The organism is Brevibacterium sediminis (assembly GCF_013623905.1).
Lineage (GTDB): Bacteria > Actinomycetota > Actinomycetes > Actinomycetales > Brevibacteriaceae > Brevibacterium > Brevibacterium sediminis.
Genome location: NZ_JABKDD010000010.1, coordinates 59,671 through 77,198, shown reverse-complemented (window position 1 = coordinate 77,198; position 17,528 = coordinate 59,671). Strand labels below are relative to the sequence as shown.

Annotated in this window: 15 protein-coding genes; 12 read left to right on the top strand and 3 right to left on the bottom strand. The window is 65.2% G+C overall.

The window, feature by feature from the left end; genetic code table 11:
* Nucleotides 1–8: 8 nt before the first annotated feature.
* Nucleotides 9–431: a hypothetical protein gene (locus tag HK108_RS13525; RefSeq protein ID WP_181271881.1), complete on the top strand. Its 423-nt coding sequence runs from the start codon at nucleotides 9–11 to the stop codon at nucleotides 429–431.
* Nucleotides 428–1,813, top strand: coding sequence for a tripartite tricarboxylate transporter permease (locus HK108_RS13520; protein ID WP_181271880.1), 1,386 nt, complete (start codon nucleotides 428–430; stop codon nucleotides 1,811–1,813). The genes HK108_RS13525 and HK108_RS13520 overlap by 4 nt, the downstream gene beginning before the upstream one ends.
* Before the next feature lie 34 nt (nucleotides 1,814–1,847).
* On the opposite strand, the gene HK108_RS13515 is transcribed toward HK108_RS13520, so the two are convergent.
* Nucleotides 1,848–2,852: a LysR family transcriptional regulator gene (locus HK108_RS13515; protein WP_181271879.1), complete on the bottom strand. Its 1,005-nt coding sequence runs from the start codon at nucleotides 2,850–2,852 to the stop codon at nucleotides 1,848–1,850.
* A 91-nt stretch (nucleotides 2,853–2,943) separates the two neighbouring features.
* Here HK108_RS13515 and HK108_RS13510 point away from each other — a divergent pair, with 91 nt between their 5' ends.
* Together HK108_RS13510 and HK108_RS13505 are read left to right on the top strand one after the other, a co-directional pair.
* Nucleotides 2,944–4,488 carry an aminotransferase class I/II-fold pyridoxal phosphate-dependent enzyme gene (locus tag HK108_RS13510; RefSeq protein ID WP_308423781.1) on the top strand — a complete coding sequence of 515 codons (1,545 nt, stop codon included), beginning with the start codon at nucleotides 2,944–2,946 and terminating at the stop codon, nucleotides 4,486–4,488.
* Nucleotides 4,489–4,800: 312 nt separating this feature from the next.
* On the top strand, nucleotides 4,801–6,339 hold the full coding sequence (locus HK108_RS13505) for an MFS transporter (protein WP_181271878.1): 1,539 nt from the start codon (nucleotides 4,801–4,803) through the stop codon (nucleotides 6,337–6,339).
* Between the two features lie 203 nt (nucleotides 6,340–6,542).
* Here HK108_RS13505 and HK108_RS13500 read toward each other — a convergent pair whose 3' ends face one another.
* Nucleotides 6,543–7,289 carry a GntR family transcriptional regulator gene (locus tag HK108_RS13500; RefSeq protein WP_181271877.1) on the bottom strand — a complete coding sequence of 249 codons (747 nt, stop codon included), beginning with the start codon at nucleotides 7,287–7,289 and terminating at the stop codon, nucleotides 6,543–6,545.
* 151 nt (nucleotides 7,290–7,440) lie between these two features.
* On the opposite strand from HK108_RS13500, the gene HK108_RS13495 reads away from it, so the two are divergent.
* Entirely contained in the window at nucleotides 7,441–9,603 is a 2,163-nt protein-coding gene (locus HK108_RS13495) for an oxidoreductase (protein ID WP_219922420.1), read from the top strand.
* The gene (locus HK108_RS19125) at nucleotides 9,600–10,661 is read left to right on the top strand and encodes a proline racemase family protein (protein WP_229664143.1); all 1,062 of its coding nucleotides are present in this window, start codon (nucleotides 9,600–9,602) and stop codon (nucleotides 10,659–10,661) included. Before HK108_RS13495 ends, HK108_RS19125 begins: the two co-directional genes overlap by 4 nt.
* 18 nt (nucleotides 10,662–10,679) lie before the next feature.
* Here HK108_RS19125 and HK108_RS13485 read toward each other — a convergent pair whose 3' ends face one another.
* Entirely contained in the window at nucleotides 10,680–11,648 is a 969-nt protein-coding gene (locus HK108_RS13485) for a quinone oxidoreductase family protein (protein ID WP_181271876.1), read from the bottom strand.
* Between the two features lie 45 nt (nucleotides 11,649–11,693).
* Between HK108_RS13485 and HK108_RS13480 the strand changes: the two genes are divergently transcribed.
* The 6 genes from HK108_RS13480 (at nucleotide 11,694) to HK108_RS13455 (ending at nucleotide 17,526) form a co-directional block, all read left to right on the top strand.
* A complete protein-coding gene (locus HK108_RS13480; protein ID WP_181271875.1) occupies nucleotides 11,694–12,368 on the top strand; it encodes a TetR/AcrR family transcriptional regulator in 675 nt (224 codons plus the stop codon).
* A gap of 92 nt (nucleotides 12,369–12,460) precedes the next feature.
* Nucleotides 12,461–13,399 carry an ABC transporter permease gene (locus tag HK108_RS13475; protein WP_139467525.1) on the top strand — a complete coding sequence of 313 codons (939 nt, stop codon included), beginning with the start codon at nucleotides 12,461–12,463 and terminating at the stop codon, nucleotides 13,397–13,399.
* Nucleotides 13,400–13,410: 11 nt separating this feature from the next.
* Nucleotides 13,411–14,340, top strand: coding sequence for an ABC transporter permease (locus tag HK108_RS13470; RefSeq protein ID WP_181271874.1), 930 nt, complete (start codon nucleotides 13,411–13,413; stop codon nucleotides 14,338–14,340).
* Between the two features lie 2 nt (nucleotides 14,341–14,342).
* Nucleotides 14,343–15,173, top strand: coding sequence for an ABC transporter ATP-binding protein (locus tag HK108_RS13465; protein WP_181271873.1), 831 nt, complete (start codon nucleotides 14,343–14,345; stop codon nucleotides 15,171–15,173).
* Nucleotides 15,170–15,985 carry an ABC transporter ATP-binding protein gene (locus tag HK108_RS13460; RefSeq protein ID WP_181271872.1) on the top strand — a complete coding sequence of 272 codons (816 nt, stop codon included), beginning with the start codon at nucleotides 15,170–15,172 and terminating at the stop codon, nucleotides 15,983–15,985. The genes HK108_RS13465 and HK108_RS13460 overlap by 4 nt, the downstream gene beginning before the upstream one ends.
* On the top strand, nucleotides 15,985–17,526 hold the full coding sequence (locus tag HK108_RS13455; RefSeq protein ID WP_181271871.1) for an ABC transporter substrate-binding protein: 1,542 nt from the start codon (nucleotides 15,985–15,987) through the stop codon (nucleotides 17,524–17,526). Before HK108_RS13460 ends, HK108_RS13455 begins: the two co-directional genes overlap by 1 nt.
* Nucleotides 17,527–17,528 lie beyond the last annotated feature (2 nt).

Below are 17,528 nucleotides of genomic sequence, written 5' to 3'. Positions count from 1 at the left end.
GGCAGGCAATGATGCCGCAATTGCTCGAGGTGTGGAATGACACCGTCGACCCCAGACATCTCATCGGCGGTATCGCCATAGCCGTCGGGACAGCAGTCCCGGCCTACCTCATCGCCGATCATCTCTTCGCTGCCGGAGACGATGAAGCGCTGGGTCACTCCTATGCGCTCCTCGTCGGCATCGTCGGCTGCATCGTCGGCGCCGTGATCTCCGGATTTCTGTTCAAACCCAAGAGAGTGATCACCACCTCGGCGGCCGACACCCGCAACCGGCAGGAGATCATCGACGAGGTCGTCGAGGAATACGGGGATCTCGGCGACCCCCGCGACCTCGGTCCGGCGGTTCAGGCAGAAGTCCGAGCCCTCGGTCTCTTCGACGCCCTCGTCGACAACCATGAGGCGCGCATCCGCGAGAAGGGTGAGCACCAGTGACCGCGGAACTCATCGAACCAGTACTGTGGGCCGTCGGGATGGCGCTTCTCTCCGGGGTGCTCTTCACCGGAATCGGACTGATCTCGGGCACGGACGAGACGGCGATCGTGGCACCGCTGGCGCTGCTTGTCATCCTCATCGGGGTGCCTCCTGCCGGGGTGCTCGCGTTCTTCCTCGCCGCGATCATTGCCAAACACATCTCCCACGCCGTGCCGACAACTCTCCTCGGAATTCCCGGTGACACCACGGCAGTGCCGATGCTGCGTGAGGCGCAGCTGCTGAGGTCTCTCGGAATCCCGCATATCGCACTTCAGAAGGCGATCTCCGGAGGAGTCGTCTCAGTTGCCATTGCCATTCCGCTGTCGATCGTGTTCGCCCTCGTACTCACCCCTTTCGCCGAGGCGATCGGCGCTGCCGCTCCCTGGATCTTCATCGCTGCGGCCGTCCTCGTCGCCTACACTTCGAAGGGCAAGCTCGCTGCGGTTGCGGGGCTCGTCCCGTTCGTCCTGCTCATCGTCGGCCTGCAGGCCTTCATCATGGAGCAGAAGGAAACGACCTTCACCACTTCGTTCTTCCTCGGCATCGCCACCGGGCCGCTCATCTTCGACCTGTTCGCTGCGCTCTCCCCCGCCGGACGCCGCTCGATGCAGCAGTCGGGCAAGCGGGAGTTCAATCTTGCTCCCGACGTCCGGCCCGCAGGGGGATCGAGGATGCCGAACCCCTTCAAGGTGCTGACCGGAAAGCAACTGGCATACACGGGCGGTTCGGCAGCGATCACCAGCGCGACCTTCGTCTTCTCCCCCGTGGCCATGGCTGTGCTCATGGGCGAGATCGTCGGAAGCCGGGTCAAGAACGGGTATGAACGACTCACCACCGTCATCACTGTCCGCAACGGGACCACAGAGTCGACCTATATTGCCGAGACTCTCATCCCGCTCATCGCGATCGGCCTGCCCCTGTCACCGATGGCAGCCGGTCCCGCAGGACCGCTGTTCAACGCTCCTCCTGTTTATACACTCGATGCCGAGGCAGGGACGACGAACAACCTCCACGACCTGCTCACGACCGGGCAGTTCGCGCTCTTCTCCGTGATCGCGGCGGTCATCGCGGTCGCCATCGCCTACCCATTCGTGATGACGAACGCTCACCGAGCGGCGACCTGGGTGATGCGATCGGTCTCCCACGAGGCGATCATCGCTGGGTTCGCGGCTCTCATCTGCGTCATCTGCCTCTACGAAGGCGGTCTGCTGGCGCTCGGAGTGACGATCACCGTCGGCCTCGTCGGGGGACTCTTCAACCGGTTCATCGGCATGCACGCCGGCGTCCAGTTCATGGGCTACTACGTCGCGGTGCTCACCGTGCCCGCGATCCTCGCGCTGTGAGGCACGTTCTGACCGCCGCTCTGAAACCGCAGCATCACCGCCACTGCCGGGTGACGGTACGGACGTCGGCGACCACCTCGGCGATGGCGGAATTGTGCGCATCGACGATCGGATCGTGACGGGCGTGCCCCTGTGGCCGCGAGGACCGGGAGACGAGCAGGACGTCACGGCGGCAGTCGCTGAGCGGCATCGGGATGACGGTGATGTCCGGGTCTGTCGACAGCGATGATTCGGGGATCATCGCCACCGCCAGACCGGCCGAGATCATCCGGTTGATGGCCGCATAGTCATCCATCCGCATCCCCACGCGGGGTTCGAACCCAGCACTCAGACAGAAGGAGCGGACCACCTCGTCGATGGCGTCACCGGGGTCGATGCTGAACGCCCAGGTCTGCGACACGAGCACGGCGAGGTCGGGCATGCCGTGGGAATCGCGCTCGATCGGACCGATCGAGCGCGGCACGCACAGGAACAGCCTCTCCGAATACAGGTGCGCGGCGGTCAGCGTCGCCGGGATCCACGTCCGGTCGAGATCGGTCGACACGAGCAGCGCGAGGTCGAGGTCCCCGGACTCGAGCCGGGAGACGAGCTTCGCGTGCTCGTCCATCGTCACATCCAGGGCCGCGGTGAGTACGTCGGTCCGGTCACCGGCGACCGCCGCGTCACGGGTCTGCCACCTCGGGCGAGCCTGCAGCTGATCGTGGAGGCGCGGGATGACGCGAGCACCGACGGTGGGCACGGCCCCGATGCGCACCGGCACGGCCTGAGATTCCCGCCAGAGAGCCACCTCGGCGCCGAGGCGCTGGCACAGTCCGAGGATCTCCACGGCTCGGGTCACCACGAGGCTGCCCACGGTCGTCGGCTGTGATCCGCGCGGTGTGCGATCGAGCAGAGTAGCGCCGAGGGCACGCTCGAGATTGCGCAGATGATGATTGACCGTCGGCTGGCTCCACTGCAGCGCGGCAGCGGCCGCGGCGACGGATCCGGTGTCGGCCACGGCGCGCAGAGCGGTGAGGCCGCGGGTATCGAGTGGTTCCATTGATCTCCCCCATTGAGTTCAATACTGACTATAGAGCAACAGAGGAAAGTTGCTATTCTCTCGTACCTGCTCGCCTCCTTAATCTGGACGCATGACCGTGCACCAGGACTCCCCCATGCCCCCGGCCCCGCACTCCTCCTCGGGGTCGCCGATGCATCCTGCCCTCACGCAGTCACGCGCGCCCTATGCCGAAGCTCTGGCGCACGCGGCCGACCGCAACTCGCTGTTCCTGTCCACCCCCGGACACGGAGGCACGACCGAGGGCATCTCCGCAGGTCAAGCCGAATTCTTCGGCGAGCACACCCTCTCCCTGGACATCCCCCCGCTCTTCGACGGCATCGACCTCGGCGTCGACACCCCGAAGGACGAAGCCCTGCAATTGGCCGCCGAGGCCTGGGGCGCCCGCCGCACCTGGTTCCTCACCAACGGCTCCTCGCAGGGCAACCGCATGGCCGCCCTGGCCATCGGCACCCTCGGGTCCGGCGTCGTCGCCCAGCGCAGCGCGCATTCGAGCTTCATCGACGGAATCGTGCTGGCCGGGCTCAACCCCGGCTTCGTCTACCCCAACGTCGACGAAGTCAACGGCATCGCCCACGGTGTCACCCCCGACGCCCTGCGCCTGGCCATCCGCAATCACCCCGAGCCGGTGACCGCCGTCTACCTCGTGACCCCGAGCTACTTCGGCGCTGTGGCCGACGTCGAAGCCCTCGCCGAGGCGGCCCACGAAGCAGGCGCGGCACTGATCGTCGACGCCGCCTGGGGTGCCCACTTCGGCTTCCACCCTGACCTGCCGGCCTCCCCCGTCACCCAGGGCGCCGACATCGTCATCATGAGCACGCACAAACTCGCAGGCTCGCTCACCCAGTCCGCGCTCCTCCACCTCGGCGACACCGAATTCGCCGATCGCCTCGAACCGGCGCTGGCCCGGGCCTTTATGATGACCGCTTCGACGAGCGAGAACGCCCATCTCATGGCTTCGATCGACCTCGCCCGCCGCGCACTCATGACCTCGACCGAGGCGATCACGGATTCGCTGGAGAACATCCGCCACATCCGTGCGCAGATCGAAGCCACCGACCGCTACCACCTGTTGTCCGGCGAGTTCCTCGGTCATGCCGACGTCGTCGACATCGACCCGTTCCGCCTGCCCATCGACATCACCGCGACCGGACTCGACGGTCACACGGTGCGCAAACGCCTGGCCGAGGAATTCGACATCTTCCCCGAGATGTCGACGGCGACCACCCTCGTCGCCCTCATCGGCATCGGCAAGTCCCCGGACATCGGCCGCCTCATCGACGCCCTGGAGACCATGCGACTCGAAACCGCGGACTCCGCCACGGTGACGAGCCCGGCAGCCTCCCTCCCGCCGCTGCCCACGCCCGGCCGGTTGGCGATGACACCGCGTGAGGCGTATTTCGCCGATTCCGAACTCGTCACCGCCGCCGAGGCGGTCGGACGGGTGAGCGTGAGCTCGCTGGCCGCGTACCCGCCCGGCATCCCCAATGTCCTGCCCGGCGAGGAGATCACCGCCGACACCGTCGACTTCCTCCAGGCCGTGGCGGCGAGTCCGTCCGGCCACGTCCGCGGCGCCGTCGATCCCGGCCTCGCGACCTATCGCGTCGTCAGGAACTGATCTTCGCGCAGTCACCATCCACCCCGTGGCCGCCGGTCGCTGCCGACAACGCCACTGGACAAGTGCCACTGCGAATTAGGCAACATATTTCTTGCGTATTTTCTGGACCACTGGACGAATTTCAACGAAGCTATCTGCCATCCGGCGCATTCCTCGTGAACTGTGTCACAATTTTTATTGACACTCCCTGAGTACCAAGCAAGGATGTTCTGCATTGTCGAAATCCGACAGCAACTGCCGCGCAGAGTTCGCACCATTCCGGCGACTCGGCCCTGCAACTTGCCTAGCAGCAGCTGAAACGAGGAACCACTGATGTCAGAAGGCCACGACAGACCCGCGCAGAAAGACAAGAAGCCGACCCGCAAGGAACGGCGTGCAATAAAGAAACAGAAGCGGTTCGAGGCCGATGACTGCATCGTCGTCGAAAGCAAATCGATCCGCACCGCCATCGGCGGCACCACAGTCGGCAACTTCATGGAATGGTTCGACTTCGGCGTCTACGGCTACCTGGCCGTGACGATGACCTCCGTCTTCACCGAAGGCATGGACCGACAGATGGGTCTGCTCGTGACCCTCCTCGGCTTCGCCGTGTCCTTCCTCGTCCGCCCGCTCGGCGGCATGGTGCTCGGACCGCTGGGTGACAAGATCGGCCGCCAGAAGGTCCTGTTCTTCACCATGGCCACGATGGCCACCGCCACCGCCCTCATCGGCGTCCTGCCCACCGCGGCCCAGGTCGGCCTGTGGGTGATCGTCCCCCTCTACCTGCTCAAGATGATCCAGGGCTTCTCCACCGGCGGCGAGTACGCCGGTGCCACCACCTATGTCTCGGAGTTCGCTCCGGACAAGTCCCGCGGCTACTGGGCCTCCTGGCTCGATGTCGGCTCTTACCTGGGCTTCGCCGCCGGTGCCGGAACCGTGGCTCTCACGACCGTGATCACCACGTCCATCAACGGCGAGAACGCCATGCTCGACGGCGGCTGGAGGATCCCGTTCCTCATCGCCATCCCGCTCGGCGCCGTCGCCATCTGGTTCCGTCTGAAGATCCCGGAGACCCCGAGCTTCGAATCGAGCGAGGAAGCCGGCCGCGACGTCAAGGTCAAGGACGACAAGTACGCCCGCCACGGCCTCATCGGCGTCATCCGTCACTTCTGGAAAGAGATCCTCATCGGCATCGCCGTCGTCGCAGGCTCCCAGACGGTCGGCTACGCGCTGACGAGCTTCATGCCCACCTACCTGGAGGAGACCGTCAAGGTCTCGAATGTCCAGGCGGCCGTGGCCACGATCCCGGTCCTCGTCGTCATGTCGCTGTGCCTGCCGCTCATCGGCAAACTCTCCGACAAGATGGGCCGCAAGTTCGTCTTCCTGGCAGCAGCCATCATGACGATCGTCCTCATCGTTCCCGCGTTCGCCGTCATGCAGATCGGTGAGATGTGGGCAGTGATGGTGGCTCTGTTCATGGTCGCCCTGCCCGCCGGGTTCTACATCGCCTGCCTGGCCTCGACCCTGCCGGCGCTGTTCCCGACCGCGTCGCGCTACGGTGCGATGGGCCTGACGTTCAACCTCGGCGTCTCTCTGTTCGGCGGCACCACGCCGCTGTTCGCCCAGGCGCTCATCGATGTCACCGGCAACTCGTACATGCCCGCGTTCTACATCATGTTCTTCTCGGTCGTCGCACTCGTCGCCGTGCTGCTCATGAAGGAATCGGCGCACCGACCGCTGCCGGGCTCGTTCCCGACGGTGAACACCCACGAGGAGGCCGAGGAGCTGGCTCGCACTCAGGCCGACAACCCGGATATGGACATCGAGTCCATGCCGATCGTCGACATCGACCCCGACAAGGCACCCGCCTGATCGAGGTGAGAACCTGATCGACTGCGATACCTGATCGAGTGAAACGACGCTGGGCCGTCCCGTTTCGGGGCGGCCCAGCGTCGTTTCGTCGTTTCTCGGCTCGCACTACAGCCGATTGAGACAACCAGCCCACTCTGAGCTGAGCAGCCCATGTTCGAAACTGGGCTACTCAGCCGAAACTGGGCCGTTCTGACAGTGACGAATCAGCCTTCGCCGTCGGCTGTGGCCGGGACGCGTTTGAAGAAGTAGAGGTTCGACGTGACGAGGTCGGCCGCCTCGGCGGCGTCCCCGGACTCGATGAGGTCGACGATCCTCGGCAGCTCGCGAGCGGAATCGACCGCGATGGCCCCGATCTGATCCTGGTGCCGGTAGAGGCGTGACTGATCGCGCAGGCGCAGGCTGATCGCGGCGGCACGCCCGCCGAGGCCGTGCTCGAGCAGAGCCTCATGGAACCTGCGGTCCTGCGTGTAGAAATCGGCGAACTCGCCGGCCTCGGCCGCGTCCACGGTCGCCTCGGCGAGTTCGCGCAGTCGGTCGATCGCCTCGCATTTGGTCGCTGCCTTGCCGGTCTCGGTCACCGACCCGTCAGTCACCGCCTGCACACCGCCAGCTCCCAGGCCGCGACCGACGATGTCATCGCTGCCGGCCTCTGCCAGACTGCGGGCGGCGGGGACAGCGAGAAGAACGCGGATGGCGATGATCTCCTCGAGGTCCGCCTCGGTGATGGTGACCAGACGGAAGCCGCGATTGGGCACGGCCTCGACGGTCCCTTCGGTGACGAGCGCCATCATCGCCTCGCGCACCGGGCTGAGTGAGATGCCGAGCTGCTTGGCCAGGCCCGCTGCCGAATAGATGCGATCCTCGGCGAGCTCACCTGAGGTGATGGCATCGCGGATGATGCCCAGTGCCTGCTCGCGCAGCGATTCGGCCTGCGGTCTCACTCGCTCCATCGCACACTCCCCTTCGAATCGTGGTCGGCGACTATTGACAGCATAACCGCGAGATCGCACCATTGAACTAAGTAGTCGGTAACCGATTACCTACCCGGACTCCCCACGGAGTCGAACCCACAGTGACGTTCCTGCAATGAAGGAGGAACCCATGACCGCCGACCCCGCAACCGGCACACCCGCACCGACCACGTCTGCGACCGACGTGTCCGCCGATCCGCTGCTCCAGCCCTTCGAACTCGGCAGACTCACGCTGCGCAACCGCATCGTCTCGACCTCGCACGAGCCCGCGTACACCGAACTCGGCTTGCCGAAGGACCGCTACCGCCTCTATCACCGGGAGAAGGCCCGCGGCGGTGTCGGCCTGACGATGATCGGCGGTTCGGCCATCGTGTCGAAGGACTCCCCTGCCGCGTTCGGCAATATCGACCTGTCCACCGACGAGGTGGTTCCGTGGCTGTCCGCGATCGCTGACGACTGCCACGACGAGGGCGCGGCGATCATGATCCAGGCGACCCATCTGGGCCACCGATCCTCGAACTTCGCCGGCGACTGGCTGCCGCTGGTCTCGGCCTCTCGGACCCGGGAGGCTGCTCACCGGTCGTTCACCAAGGCACTCGAGGACTTCGATATGGATCGCATCGTCGCGGACTTCGCGTCCGCCGCCGAACGCGTCGCCGCCGCCGGATTCGACGGACTCGAGGTCATGCACGCCGGTCACCTGCTTGATTCCTTCCTCGCCCCGTGGCTCAACGACCGCGACGACGAGTACTCCGGCGAACTGGAGAATCTCATCAAGTTCCCGATGCGCATCATCGACGCCGTGCGTGCATCAGTTCCCAACGACTTCGTCCTCGGCATCCGCATGGCCGTCGACGAGCGCCGCGAAGACGGCATGGACGAAGCGAGGGCCACCGAGATCCTCCGGACCTACACCGATCACGGCATCGATTTCCTCAACCTCAACGTCGGGATGATCAACTCGGACCGTCAGCTCGCCGAGGCGATCCCCGGCATGGGCACCCCCTCGGCCCCCTGGCTCGAGACCTGCCGTCGCATCCGCGAGGCCATCGACATCCCCGTCCTCCACGCCGCACGCATCTCCGACGCCGCGACCGCCCGGTTCGCGATCGCCGATGGCTGCCTCGACCTCGTCGGGATGACCCGGGCGCAGCTGGCCGACCCGCACCTGGCGCGCAAGGTGGCCGAAGGACGTGAGGACGATATCCGTCCCTGCGTCGGCGCCAACATGTGCCTCGACTCCATCTACACCTCAGGTTCGGCCACCTGCATCCACAATCCCGCTACCGGCCGGGAGGCCGATCTGCCGCAGGAGGTTCCCCGCGACGTCACGACAGGGCCCAAACATGTCGTCATCATCGGCGCCGGTCCGGCCGGGCTCGAAGCCGCCCGTGTCGCGGCCGTGCGCGGTCACCGGGTGACCCTGCTCGAGGCCGAGGACGCCCCCGGCGGGCAGGTCCGCATCGCCGCTCGCTCGCAGCGCCGCCGCGATCTCATCGGCATCATCGACTGGCGTGTCCAGCAATGCCGGAAGCACGGTGTCGACCTGCGACTGAACACCTTCGCCGAGGCGGACGACATCCTCGCACTCGACCCTGACGTCGTCATCGTCGCCACCGGAGGGGTTCCCGATGCCGGGTATCCCTTCCGTGAACAGGGCCCGAGCTTCGACGTCTGGGACGTCATGGACGACCGACTCAAGTCGAAGCAGCGGGTGCTCGTCTTCGACGACCACGGGTTCTATCCGGCGCTCGACGCCGTCGAACGCCTGGCCCGAGCCGGCCAGCAGGTCACCTATGTCAGCCCCGAACGCACGATCGGCATCGACGTGGGGTCGATGAACTCTCCCGCCTATCTTCAGGTGTTCTCCGAATTCGGAGTCGAGGTCCGCCTCGGCGAACGGTTGGCGACGAAGCCGCGGATCGAGGGGAAGGAGATCGTGGCGGTGCTGCACAACGACTATTCGGATCGGGAGACGGAAGTCGTCACCGATGCCGTGGTCGTCGATTTCGGGACGACGCCGAACGATGAGGTCTATTTCGAGCTCAAGTCGCGGTCGACGAACCACGGGGCGACGGACCTCGAAGCGTGGGTGCACGGACAACCGCAACCGGAATACGCCGGTGTGACGAGCACTCACCCTGGTGCGACGGCAGTCGCGGAACCGACGACCGTCACCACCTCCGCTGAGGCGGGGCACCCGTTCACGCTGTACCGGATCGGTGATGCCGTCGCCTCCCGCAATGTGCATGCGGCGGTGCTGGAAGGACTGAGAGTGGGAATGGGGCTGTGAGCACGATCTGCACGAGCGTCGACTTCCATACCGCCGGCGAACCGTTCCGGATCATCGCCGAACCCCCGGTCGAGATCCCCGGTCGGATTGTGGCAGAGCGGCGGGAACTGGCCGGGCCCGGTTCGGCGGCCGATGATCTGCGCAGGCTGCTGTGCTTCGAACCGCGCGGTCATGCGGACATGTACGGCGGATTCATCACCGAACCCGATGACGACGGGGCTGACTTCGGAGTTCTGTTCTGGCACAAGGACGGCTTCTCCACGGCCTGCGGTCACGGGACGATGGCGCTCGGCGCATGGGCGGTATCCTCCGGGATCGTCGCCGTCGACCCGTCCGGGACCACGGAGGTCACGATCGACGTGCCCTCGGGTCGAGTGCGCGCGCAGGTGCACACGGACGCCGAGGGCCGGGCCGCCTCGGTGGACTTCGTCAACGTGCCCAGCCGGCTCTTCAGCTCTGGGATCACTGTGGACACGAATCGGGGGCCGATCACGGTCGACCTCGCGTGGGGCGGGGCGATCTATGCGCTCGTCGACATCGCTCAGTTGGGTGCCGCTGCCGGCTCCTCCCAGGCCGACGAGGTGGGCCGCCTCGGCGAGATGAGTTGTGAAGTCATCCCCGAGAATCTCACGGCGCTCATTGCCTTGGGCCGGGAGGTCAAGGCGGGTCTCGCCGATCATCCGGACACCGTCCACCCCGAGGATGACCGGCTCTCCGGTGTCTACGGCACGATCTTCGTCGACCGGTTCGGCACTCTGCCCGGCGGCGAACTGCATCAGCGCAATGTCACGGTCTTCGCCGACGGTCAGGTCGACCGCTCACCGTGCGGTTCGGGAACGGCGGCTCGGGTCGCCGCACTCCATGCCGCCAGTGAGCTCGCGCCGGGGCAGACGCTCGTCCATGAGTCGATCGTCGGCACGCGATTCCGGGCGCGAGTGCTCGAAGAGACCGCCGACGGCGTCATCCCGGTCGTCACCGGCAGCGCCCACCGGGTGGCCACCTCGACGTTCGAGGTCGACCCGCTCGATGATCTCGTGCCCGGGTTCGTGCTGCGCTGAGTCTCTGCTCCTCCTCGATCAGTGTTCGAGGATGATCTTTCCGGTCGTCGCCCGGGATTCGAGTGCTGTGAAGGCGGCGGCCACCTCGGCGAGGGGGAATCGGTCGCCGATGTGAACGGTGAGGTCTCCGCTGCGGATCCATTCGAAGATCTCGTCGGTGCGCGAGCGCAGCTCCTCGGGCGTCCTGACATGGTCGACGACGGTCGGCCGGGTGAGGAAGAGGGAGCCCGAGGTGTTGAGGGTATTGACGTCGACCGGGTCGACCGGTCCGCTGGCGTTGCCGACGACGACGATGGTGCCGCGGGTGGCAACGGCTTCGAGGTCGCCGTCGAAGGTGGTCTTGCCCACCCCGTCGTAGACGACCGAAGCGCCCCGGCCGTCGGTGACTTCGCGGGTCTTGTCAGCGAAGTCCTCGTAGCCGAAGACGTGGGCGGCGCCGTTCTTCCGGGCGATCTCTGCTTTGGCCTCGGAGGAGGTCGTGCCGATCACCGTGGCACCTTTGAGCACCGCAATCTGGGTGAGCAGCTGACCGAGTCCGCCAGCGGCCGCGTGGATGAGGACGACTTCGCCGGATGCGACCGGGTAGGTGTCAGTGATCAGGTAGTGGGCGGTGATGCCCTGCATGAGTGCCGCAACAGCGGTCTCATCATCGATGTCATCCGGCAGCGGCACGGCCTTGTCCGACCTGACGAGAGCTGTGGATGAGAAGCTGCCCTGTCCGCCGGTCATCCAGCCGACGCGGTCGCCGACGGAGAAGCCGTCGACTCCGGCACCCACGGCGGTGACCGTGCCGACACCTTCGACTCCGGGGCGGAAGGGAGTGGGCAGGGCGGCACGGCGCTGGACGACGTCGAGGAAATTCACCCCGGCCAGACTCAGGCCGACCTGCAGCTGACCATCGGCCGGCGCAGCGGCACCCGCTGGTGAGTCGTCGGTGACCTCGTACTTCTCGGGTCCCCCGTGTTCGTTGACGATGATCGATGTCATTGCTGCCTCCTCGAAGTCGAATCCGATTCGGACTATAGTCCGTATATGGACGACATTAACGGACCGAAGTCCGGTTGTGGAAGAGGGAACGGGAAGTTTCTCCCTCTGGTTCCCTCGCAGGCCCCTCTGCGCGCCGATGCGCAGCGCAATCGTCGGAAGATCCTCGATGCCGCCACCGGCCTCTTGGCCGACAAGGGAGTGGACGGGCTGACGATGGATGAGCTGGCCCGGCGGGCAGGGGTCGGCAAAGGCACTCTCTACCGCAACTTCACCGATAAGCCTGGGATTGCCTCGGCTCTGCTCGACGACCGGGTCCGGGACATGCACGCCCGCATGCTCCAGGGCCCTCCGCCCCTGGGCCCGGGCGCTCCGGGGGGCGAGCGCCTCACCGCTTTCGTCGATGCGTACCTGCGGCACATCGCCGGCAACCTCGACCTCGTCCTGCTCACCGAGAGCAGCTCGCCGAAAGGCCGATTCGACCGGCAGAGCTACCCCTTCTGGCGTCGCCACGTGGAGATCCTCATCGCCGAGATGTGGACGCCCACGGCCCCCGAGCCGACAGATGCGAACCCGTCCGATCCGGTTCGGACCCGCGCTGAGGCGGTCATGGCAGTTCTGTCCGCCGCGCAGCTCGATCAGTGGCTGAACAGGCAGGGCCGCACCCTCGAGGAACTCATTCCGCAGATCCAGACGATCGTCTCCGTCATCGCCGCCCCGTAGAGGTCGACACGCCGCGTCCCGGACCACCGCGACAAGCAATATTGCGAATAGAATGACAGGTGTAATCCAGGCCACACAGCGAAGGGGTGGGTGTGGGCAAGTACATCCTCCGGCGTGTGCTGCTGATGATTCCGATCGTCCTCGGTGTCGCCACGCTGTCCTTCATCCTCATGAAGCTGGCTCCCGGCGATCCCGCAGCCGCATACCTCGGCGATAAAGCCACTCCGGAGAACGTCGCTCAGCTTCGTCAGGCCTGGGGCCTGAACGAACCGATGATCATCCAGTACTTCCAGTTCCTCGCAGGCCTCCTCGTCGGTGACTTCGGACAGTCATTCATCTTCCAGACCTCCGTCCTCGAGCTGCTGAAGCTGCGGATGCCGGCCACCCTGCTGCTCATGCTCGTGTCTCTGGTGTTCGCTGTCGTCATCTCCGTCCCGCTGTCACTGTGGGTGGCGGCGAAACGATCTGCCGCCTCGGCGATCGTGTCCAGGGTCTTCGCCGCCACCGTCCAGGGCATGCCGGCTTTCTTCGTCGGCACCCTGCTCATCCTCGTCCTCGGGGTGAACCTGGGCATCTTCCCGGTCGGCGGCTACGGCAGCAACTTCGGAGAGCACCTCTACTCCCTCGTCCTGCCCGGTCTCGCTGTCGCGCTGACGATCTGCCCCGTGCTCATCCGCAGCCTCACGGCGGCACTGAACGATTCGATGTCGGCCGAGTACACGAACTTCGCCCTGTCGAAGGGACTGAGCAGGAAGCGGACGGTGATCGACTATGCCTTCCGCAACGCCGGAATCACGGGTGTTTCGATCCTCGGCATCCAGGTCGGTCACCTCGTCGGCGGTGCCCTCGTCGTCGAGAACGTCTTCGCGATCCCCGGTGTCGGCTCACTCCTCATGGAAGCCGTCCTCGCTCGCGACTACGACGTCGTGCAGGCGCTGACAGTGATCTTCGGTGTCCTCGTCGTCCTCGTCTACCTGCTCACCGATGTCGTCTACAGCATCGTCGATCCACGCGTGCGGCTGGGGGCATGATGAGCGAACCGATGGCCTCCCCCACGGCGACCGGTGCCGGTGGCCCCAACGGGAAACCGCCGCGGACTCGCGGCGGCACTGCGTCCCGAGCGACGCCGACCGCGCGGTTCACGCTTCCCCTGCCGGCATTCCTGCGACGGCACAATCTGCAGCTGTGGATCGGTGCGTTCATTCTCGGTGCGATGGTGCTGCTGCTCGCCGTCGGACCGCTCTTCGTCACCGACGACCCCAATCGGCAGGACCTGCTCAACACCTTCGCCCCGTCTTCGGTCGCACACCCGTTGGGCACCGATCAGCTCGGACGCGACGTCCTCTCCCGCTTCCTTCACGGCGGTCGCGTCGACCTCATCGTCGCTGTCGTCGCCGTCATCGTGCCCTTCATCCTCGGTACGGCCCTCGGTTCGCTGGCCGGGTACTTCGGTCGCTGGGTCGACATCGTCATCATGCGCCTGGCCGATATCGTCTCGGCCTTCCCGTTCTACGTCCTGGTCATCGTGCTCGTCTTCGTCATGGGCAACGGAATGGGCAGCATCTTCGTCGCCATCAGCGCCGTGTCCTGGGTGGCCTACGCCCGCATAGTCCGCGGCGAGGTGCTCGTCCTGAGAGAGCAGGAGTTCATCTCCGCCTGCCGCGCCTCGGGGCTGAGCACTCCCCGGATCCTCACCCGCCACATCATTCCGAACACCGTCAGCCAGGGCGTCATCTACGCGATGAGTGACATCGTGCTCAACATCGGCGTCGTCGTCACCCTCAGCTACTTCGGCATGGGCATCGTCCCGCCGACCGCCGACTGGGGTCAGATGATGAATGACGGTCAGCAGTACATGGGCACCGGCAACTACGGCCTCATCCTGTGGCCGGGGTTCGCCGTCGTCATCGTGTCCTTCGCGCTGGCGCTCATCGGCGACGGACTGACGAACACACTGAAGCCGAAGAGGTGACCATGCCCATCCTCGAAGTGGACTCCCTCACCGTCGACATCGACGGAGAGGCCGGACGGCGTCGGATCCTCGACAACGTGTCGATCAGCCTCGAGGCCGGTGAGCCGATGGGTCTCGTCGGTGAATCGGGATCGGGCAAGTCGATGACGCTGCGCAGCATTCTTGGAATGCTCCCGCCCGGCGCCTCCGTCGTCGACGGAGAGATCCGGTTCGACGGTCGCAATATCCTCAGCTCCGGGCCGGGCGGACGATTCGACCAGTGCATCCGCGGCACCGGCATCTCGATGGTGTTCCAGGAACCGGCCATCGCGCTCAACCCGGTGATGAAGGTCGGCCGTCAGATCACCGATGCCATCGCCGAGCGCAGAGGACTGTCGAAGAAGCAGGCTCAGGACCTCGCCGTCGAGCTCATGGACCGTGTCGGCATCACCGATCCCGACCGCAGAGCCAGGCACTACCCGTTCCAGCTCTCGGGTGGAATGCGTCAGCGCGTGATGATCGCGGCGGCGTTGGCGCAGGAGCCGCAGGTTCTGCTCTGCGACGAACCGACGACGGCGCTCGACGTGACGATCCAGGCGCAGGTGCTCGATCTCTTCCGCACCATGCAGCAGGACGAGGGCCTCGGTCTGCTCTATGTCACCCATGACCTCGCGGTCGTCGCTCAGCTGTGCTCGTCGATCAGTGTGATGAAGGACGGGCAGATCGTCGAACACGGTGTGCTGCAGGAGGTCTTCGACGATCCCCAGGAGGAGTACACGCGTCGACTGCTGACAGCGACTCCGCGAATCGATGAGGGCGTTGACGATGCGGGCCTTGCCGAGGAGACACGATGACCGAGACTCAGCCGGCACCGGCTCGCGGTCTGCGCGCCGAGAACGTCACCGTCACCTTCGGACGTGGTGACCGCGCCTTCACCGCGGTCGATTCCGCCGACCTGCAGGTCCGCCCGGGCGAGATCGTCGGACTCGTCGGCGAATCGGGTTCGGGGAAGTCGACGCTGTCCCGAGTCATCTGCGGACTCCAGCGCGAATTCGACGGAAAGGTCAGCGTCGACGGTCGGGAGTTCGCACAGAAGCGCACAAGCGCTCAGTGGCGGATCGTGCAGATGGTCTTCCAGGACCCCTTCGCCTCCCTCGACCCCCGTTATACAGTGCGGGCCACCCTCGCCGAGGTGATCCGCCATCACCGTCTCGCCTCCGGTGCCGCCCTGTGGGCCAGGTGTGCGGAGCTCATGGAGATGGTGCGGCTTCCCGCGGAGTTCCTCGACCGCACCCCGACCGCTATGTCGGGAGGGCAGAGGCAGAGGGTGGCGATCGCCCGAGCGCTTGCCGTCGAGCCCAGCATCATCGTCGCCGATGAGGCCGTCTCCGCCCTCGACGTCAGTGTTCAAGCTGAGATCGTCGCACTCTTCGCCCGACTGCGCGAGGAACTCGACCTGTCGATCCTCTTCATCTCCCATGACCTGGCGGTCGTCAAGAAGCTGTGCGAGCGGATCTACGTCATCCACAACGGACGTCTCGTCGAAGAGAACACCACCGAGGAGATCTTCACGTCCCCGCGCGACGACTATACGAAGACGCTGCTGAAGGCGATACCCACCTTCGACAGCGCTTACCTCGATCGGATCCGAAGAGGGGAAGGGTGATGGCCAAGAGATTCGCAGCGGTGACTGCCGCGCTCTGCGCCTGCCTCCTGGTCCTCGCAGGGTGCAGTTCATCAGGAGAGAAGACCGCCCGGCCCGGGGGCGACCTCGCCTTCGCTCGCGCCGCCGATGCCACAACTCTGCTGCCACCCACGACGACCCAGAATGAAGACATCTGGACGCTGCAGCAGGTCTACGAGACTCTCACGCTCAACAAACCCGACGGGTCCGGGGTCGAACCGGGTCTGGCAACCGATTGGGAGGAATCGAAGGACAAGATGTCCTGGACCTTCCACCTGCGTGAGGGAGTGAAATTCCACAGCGGCAAGACCCTCGACGCCGACGATGTCGTCTTCTCCCTGAACTATGCGCGGGACCAGGAGGATGAGAACAATCTCTGGGCAGCCGAATTCGACCCGATCAAAGACGTGAAGAAAGTCGATGACCACACGGTGCGCATTGACCTGAAGCAGCCGTGGGGTCCCCTGCCCAGCTATATGGCGCTGTTCGCCGCATCGATCTACCCTGACGACTTCGGCGGACACGACGCCGAGTACATGGCAGCGCACGCAGACGGCACCGGGCCGTTCGAGGTCGGCAATTGGAATAAAGGACAGAGCCTGGAACTGGTGAAGAATCCGGACTACTGGGAGGACGGCGTCCCCTCACTGGATTCCGTGACCTTCAACGTCGTCGCCGATGACAACACTCGTCGCCTGCAGCTGCAAGGAGGTCAGGCCGATATCAACCAGGAACCTGCACCGCTGAGCATGAGTCAGCTCTCGCGCTCACAGGACATCAATGCCCAGGCGTTCACCTCGACGAAGATCCTCTACTTCAACATCAACAACAAGGAGAAGGGACTCGACGATCCCAAGCTGCGCCGCGCCATGTCGTATGCGGTCGACCGCAAGTCCATCGTCGAGGTGGTCTACGCAGGTTATGCCGAGCCCGCGACCTCGTTCATCTCACCGGGCCTCGCCGGTCATGCGGACAAGGTTGACAGCAGCCAGTTCGACATGGAGAAGGCCAAACAGCTGGTCAAGGAGTCGGATCATCCAGACGGAATCGACATCACCATCCAGATTCCCTCGGGTGTCGCCGACCGTGAGCTGCTGGCGCAGATCGCCCAGCAGGCGTGGCAGGACATCGGCCTGACCGTTCACGTCCAAAAGCTCGACGATGCGACTCTGACGACGAACCGCACGAACGGCGACTTCCAAGTTCAGGTCAGCTATGCGACCTCCGACGTTTCTGACACTTCGCAGATGATCAACTTCCTCGCCGTCACCGACGACTCGGGAATCCGTTCCGGCTACGCGAATCCCAAGGTGGAGAAATGGGCGGAGGAGGCCGTGGCCGAAGAGGATCCGGAGAAGCAGAACGAGCTCTACGCCCAGATCCAGCAGCAGGTCGCCGACGAGGCCCCGATCGTACCGATCGCCTACCAGCGAGCACTGTACGGAATGAGCCGGGATGTCGTCGGCTTCGAACCCTATGTGCTGGGCACCTACGGGCTGAAGGAGACGAAGCTCAAGCACTGAGC

Coding starts and splice junctions, on each gene's coding strand:
- HK108_RS13505 (WP_181271878.1), top strand. CDS start 4,801: ATGTCAGAAGGCCACGACAGACCCGCGCAGAAAGACAAGAAGCCGACC.
- HK108_RS13480 (WP_181271875.1), top strand. CDS start 11,694: ATGGACGACATTAACGGACCGAAGTCCGGTTGTGGAAGAGGGAACGGG.
- HK108_RS13460 (WP_181271872.1), top strand. CDS start 15,170: ATGACCGAGACTCAGCCGGCACCGGCTCGCGGTCTGCGCGCCGAGAAC.
- HK108_RS13500 (WP_181271877.1), bottom strand. CDS start 7,289: ATGGAGCGAGTGAGACCGCAGGCCGAATCGCTGCGCGAGCAGGCACTG.
- HK108_RS13495 (WP_219922420.1), top strand. CDS start 7,441: ATGACCGCCGACCCCGCAACCGGCACACCCGCACCGACCACGTCTGCG.
- HK108_RS13485 (WP_181271876.1), bottom strand. CDS start 11,648: ATGACATCGATCATCGTCAACGAACACGGGGGACCCGAGAAGTACGAG.
- HK108_RS13470 (WP_181271874.1), top strand. CDS start 13,411: ATGGCCTCCCCCACGGCGACCGGTGCCGGTGGCCCCAACGGGAAACCG.
- HK108_RS13515 (WP_181271879.1), bottom strand. CDS start 2,852: ATGGAACCACTCGATACCCGCGGCCTCACCGCTCTGCGCGCCGTGGCC.
- HK108_RS13465 (WP_181271873.1), top strand. CDS start 14,343: ATGCCCATCCTCGAAGTGGACTCCCTCACCGTCGACATCGACGGAGAG.
- HK108_RS13455 (WP_181271871.1), top strand. CDS start 15,985: ATGGCCAAGAGATTCGCAGCGGTGACTGCCGCGCTCTGCGCCTGCCTC.
- HK108_RS13525 (WP_181271881.1), top strand. CDS start 9: ATGATGCCGCAATTGCTCGAGGTGTGGAATGACACCGTCGACCCCAGA.
- HK108_RS13510 (WP_308423781.1), top strand. CDS start 2,944: ATGACCGTGCACCAGGACTCCCCCATGCCCCCGGCCCCGCACTCCTCC.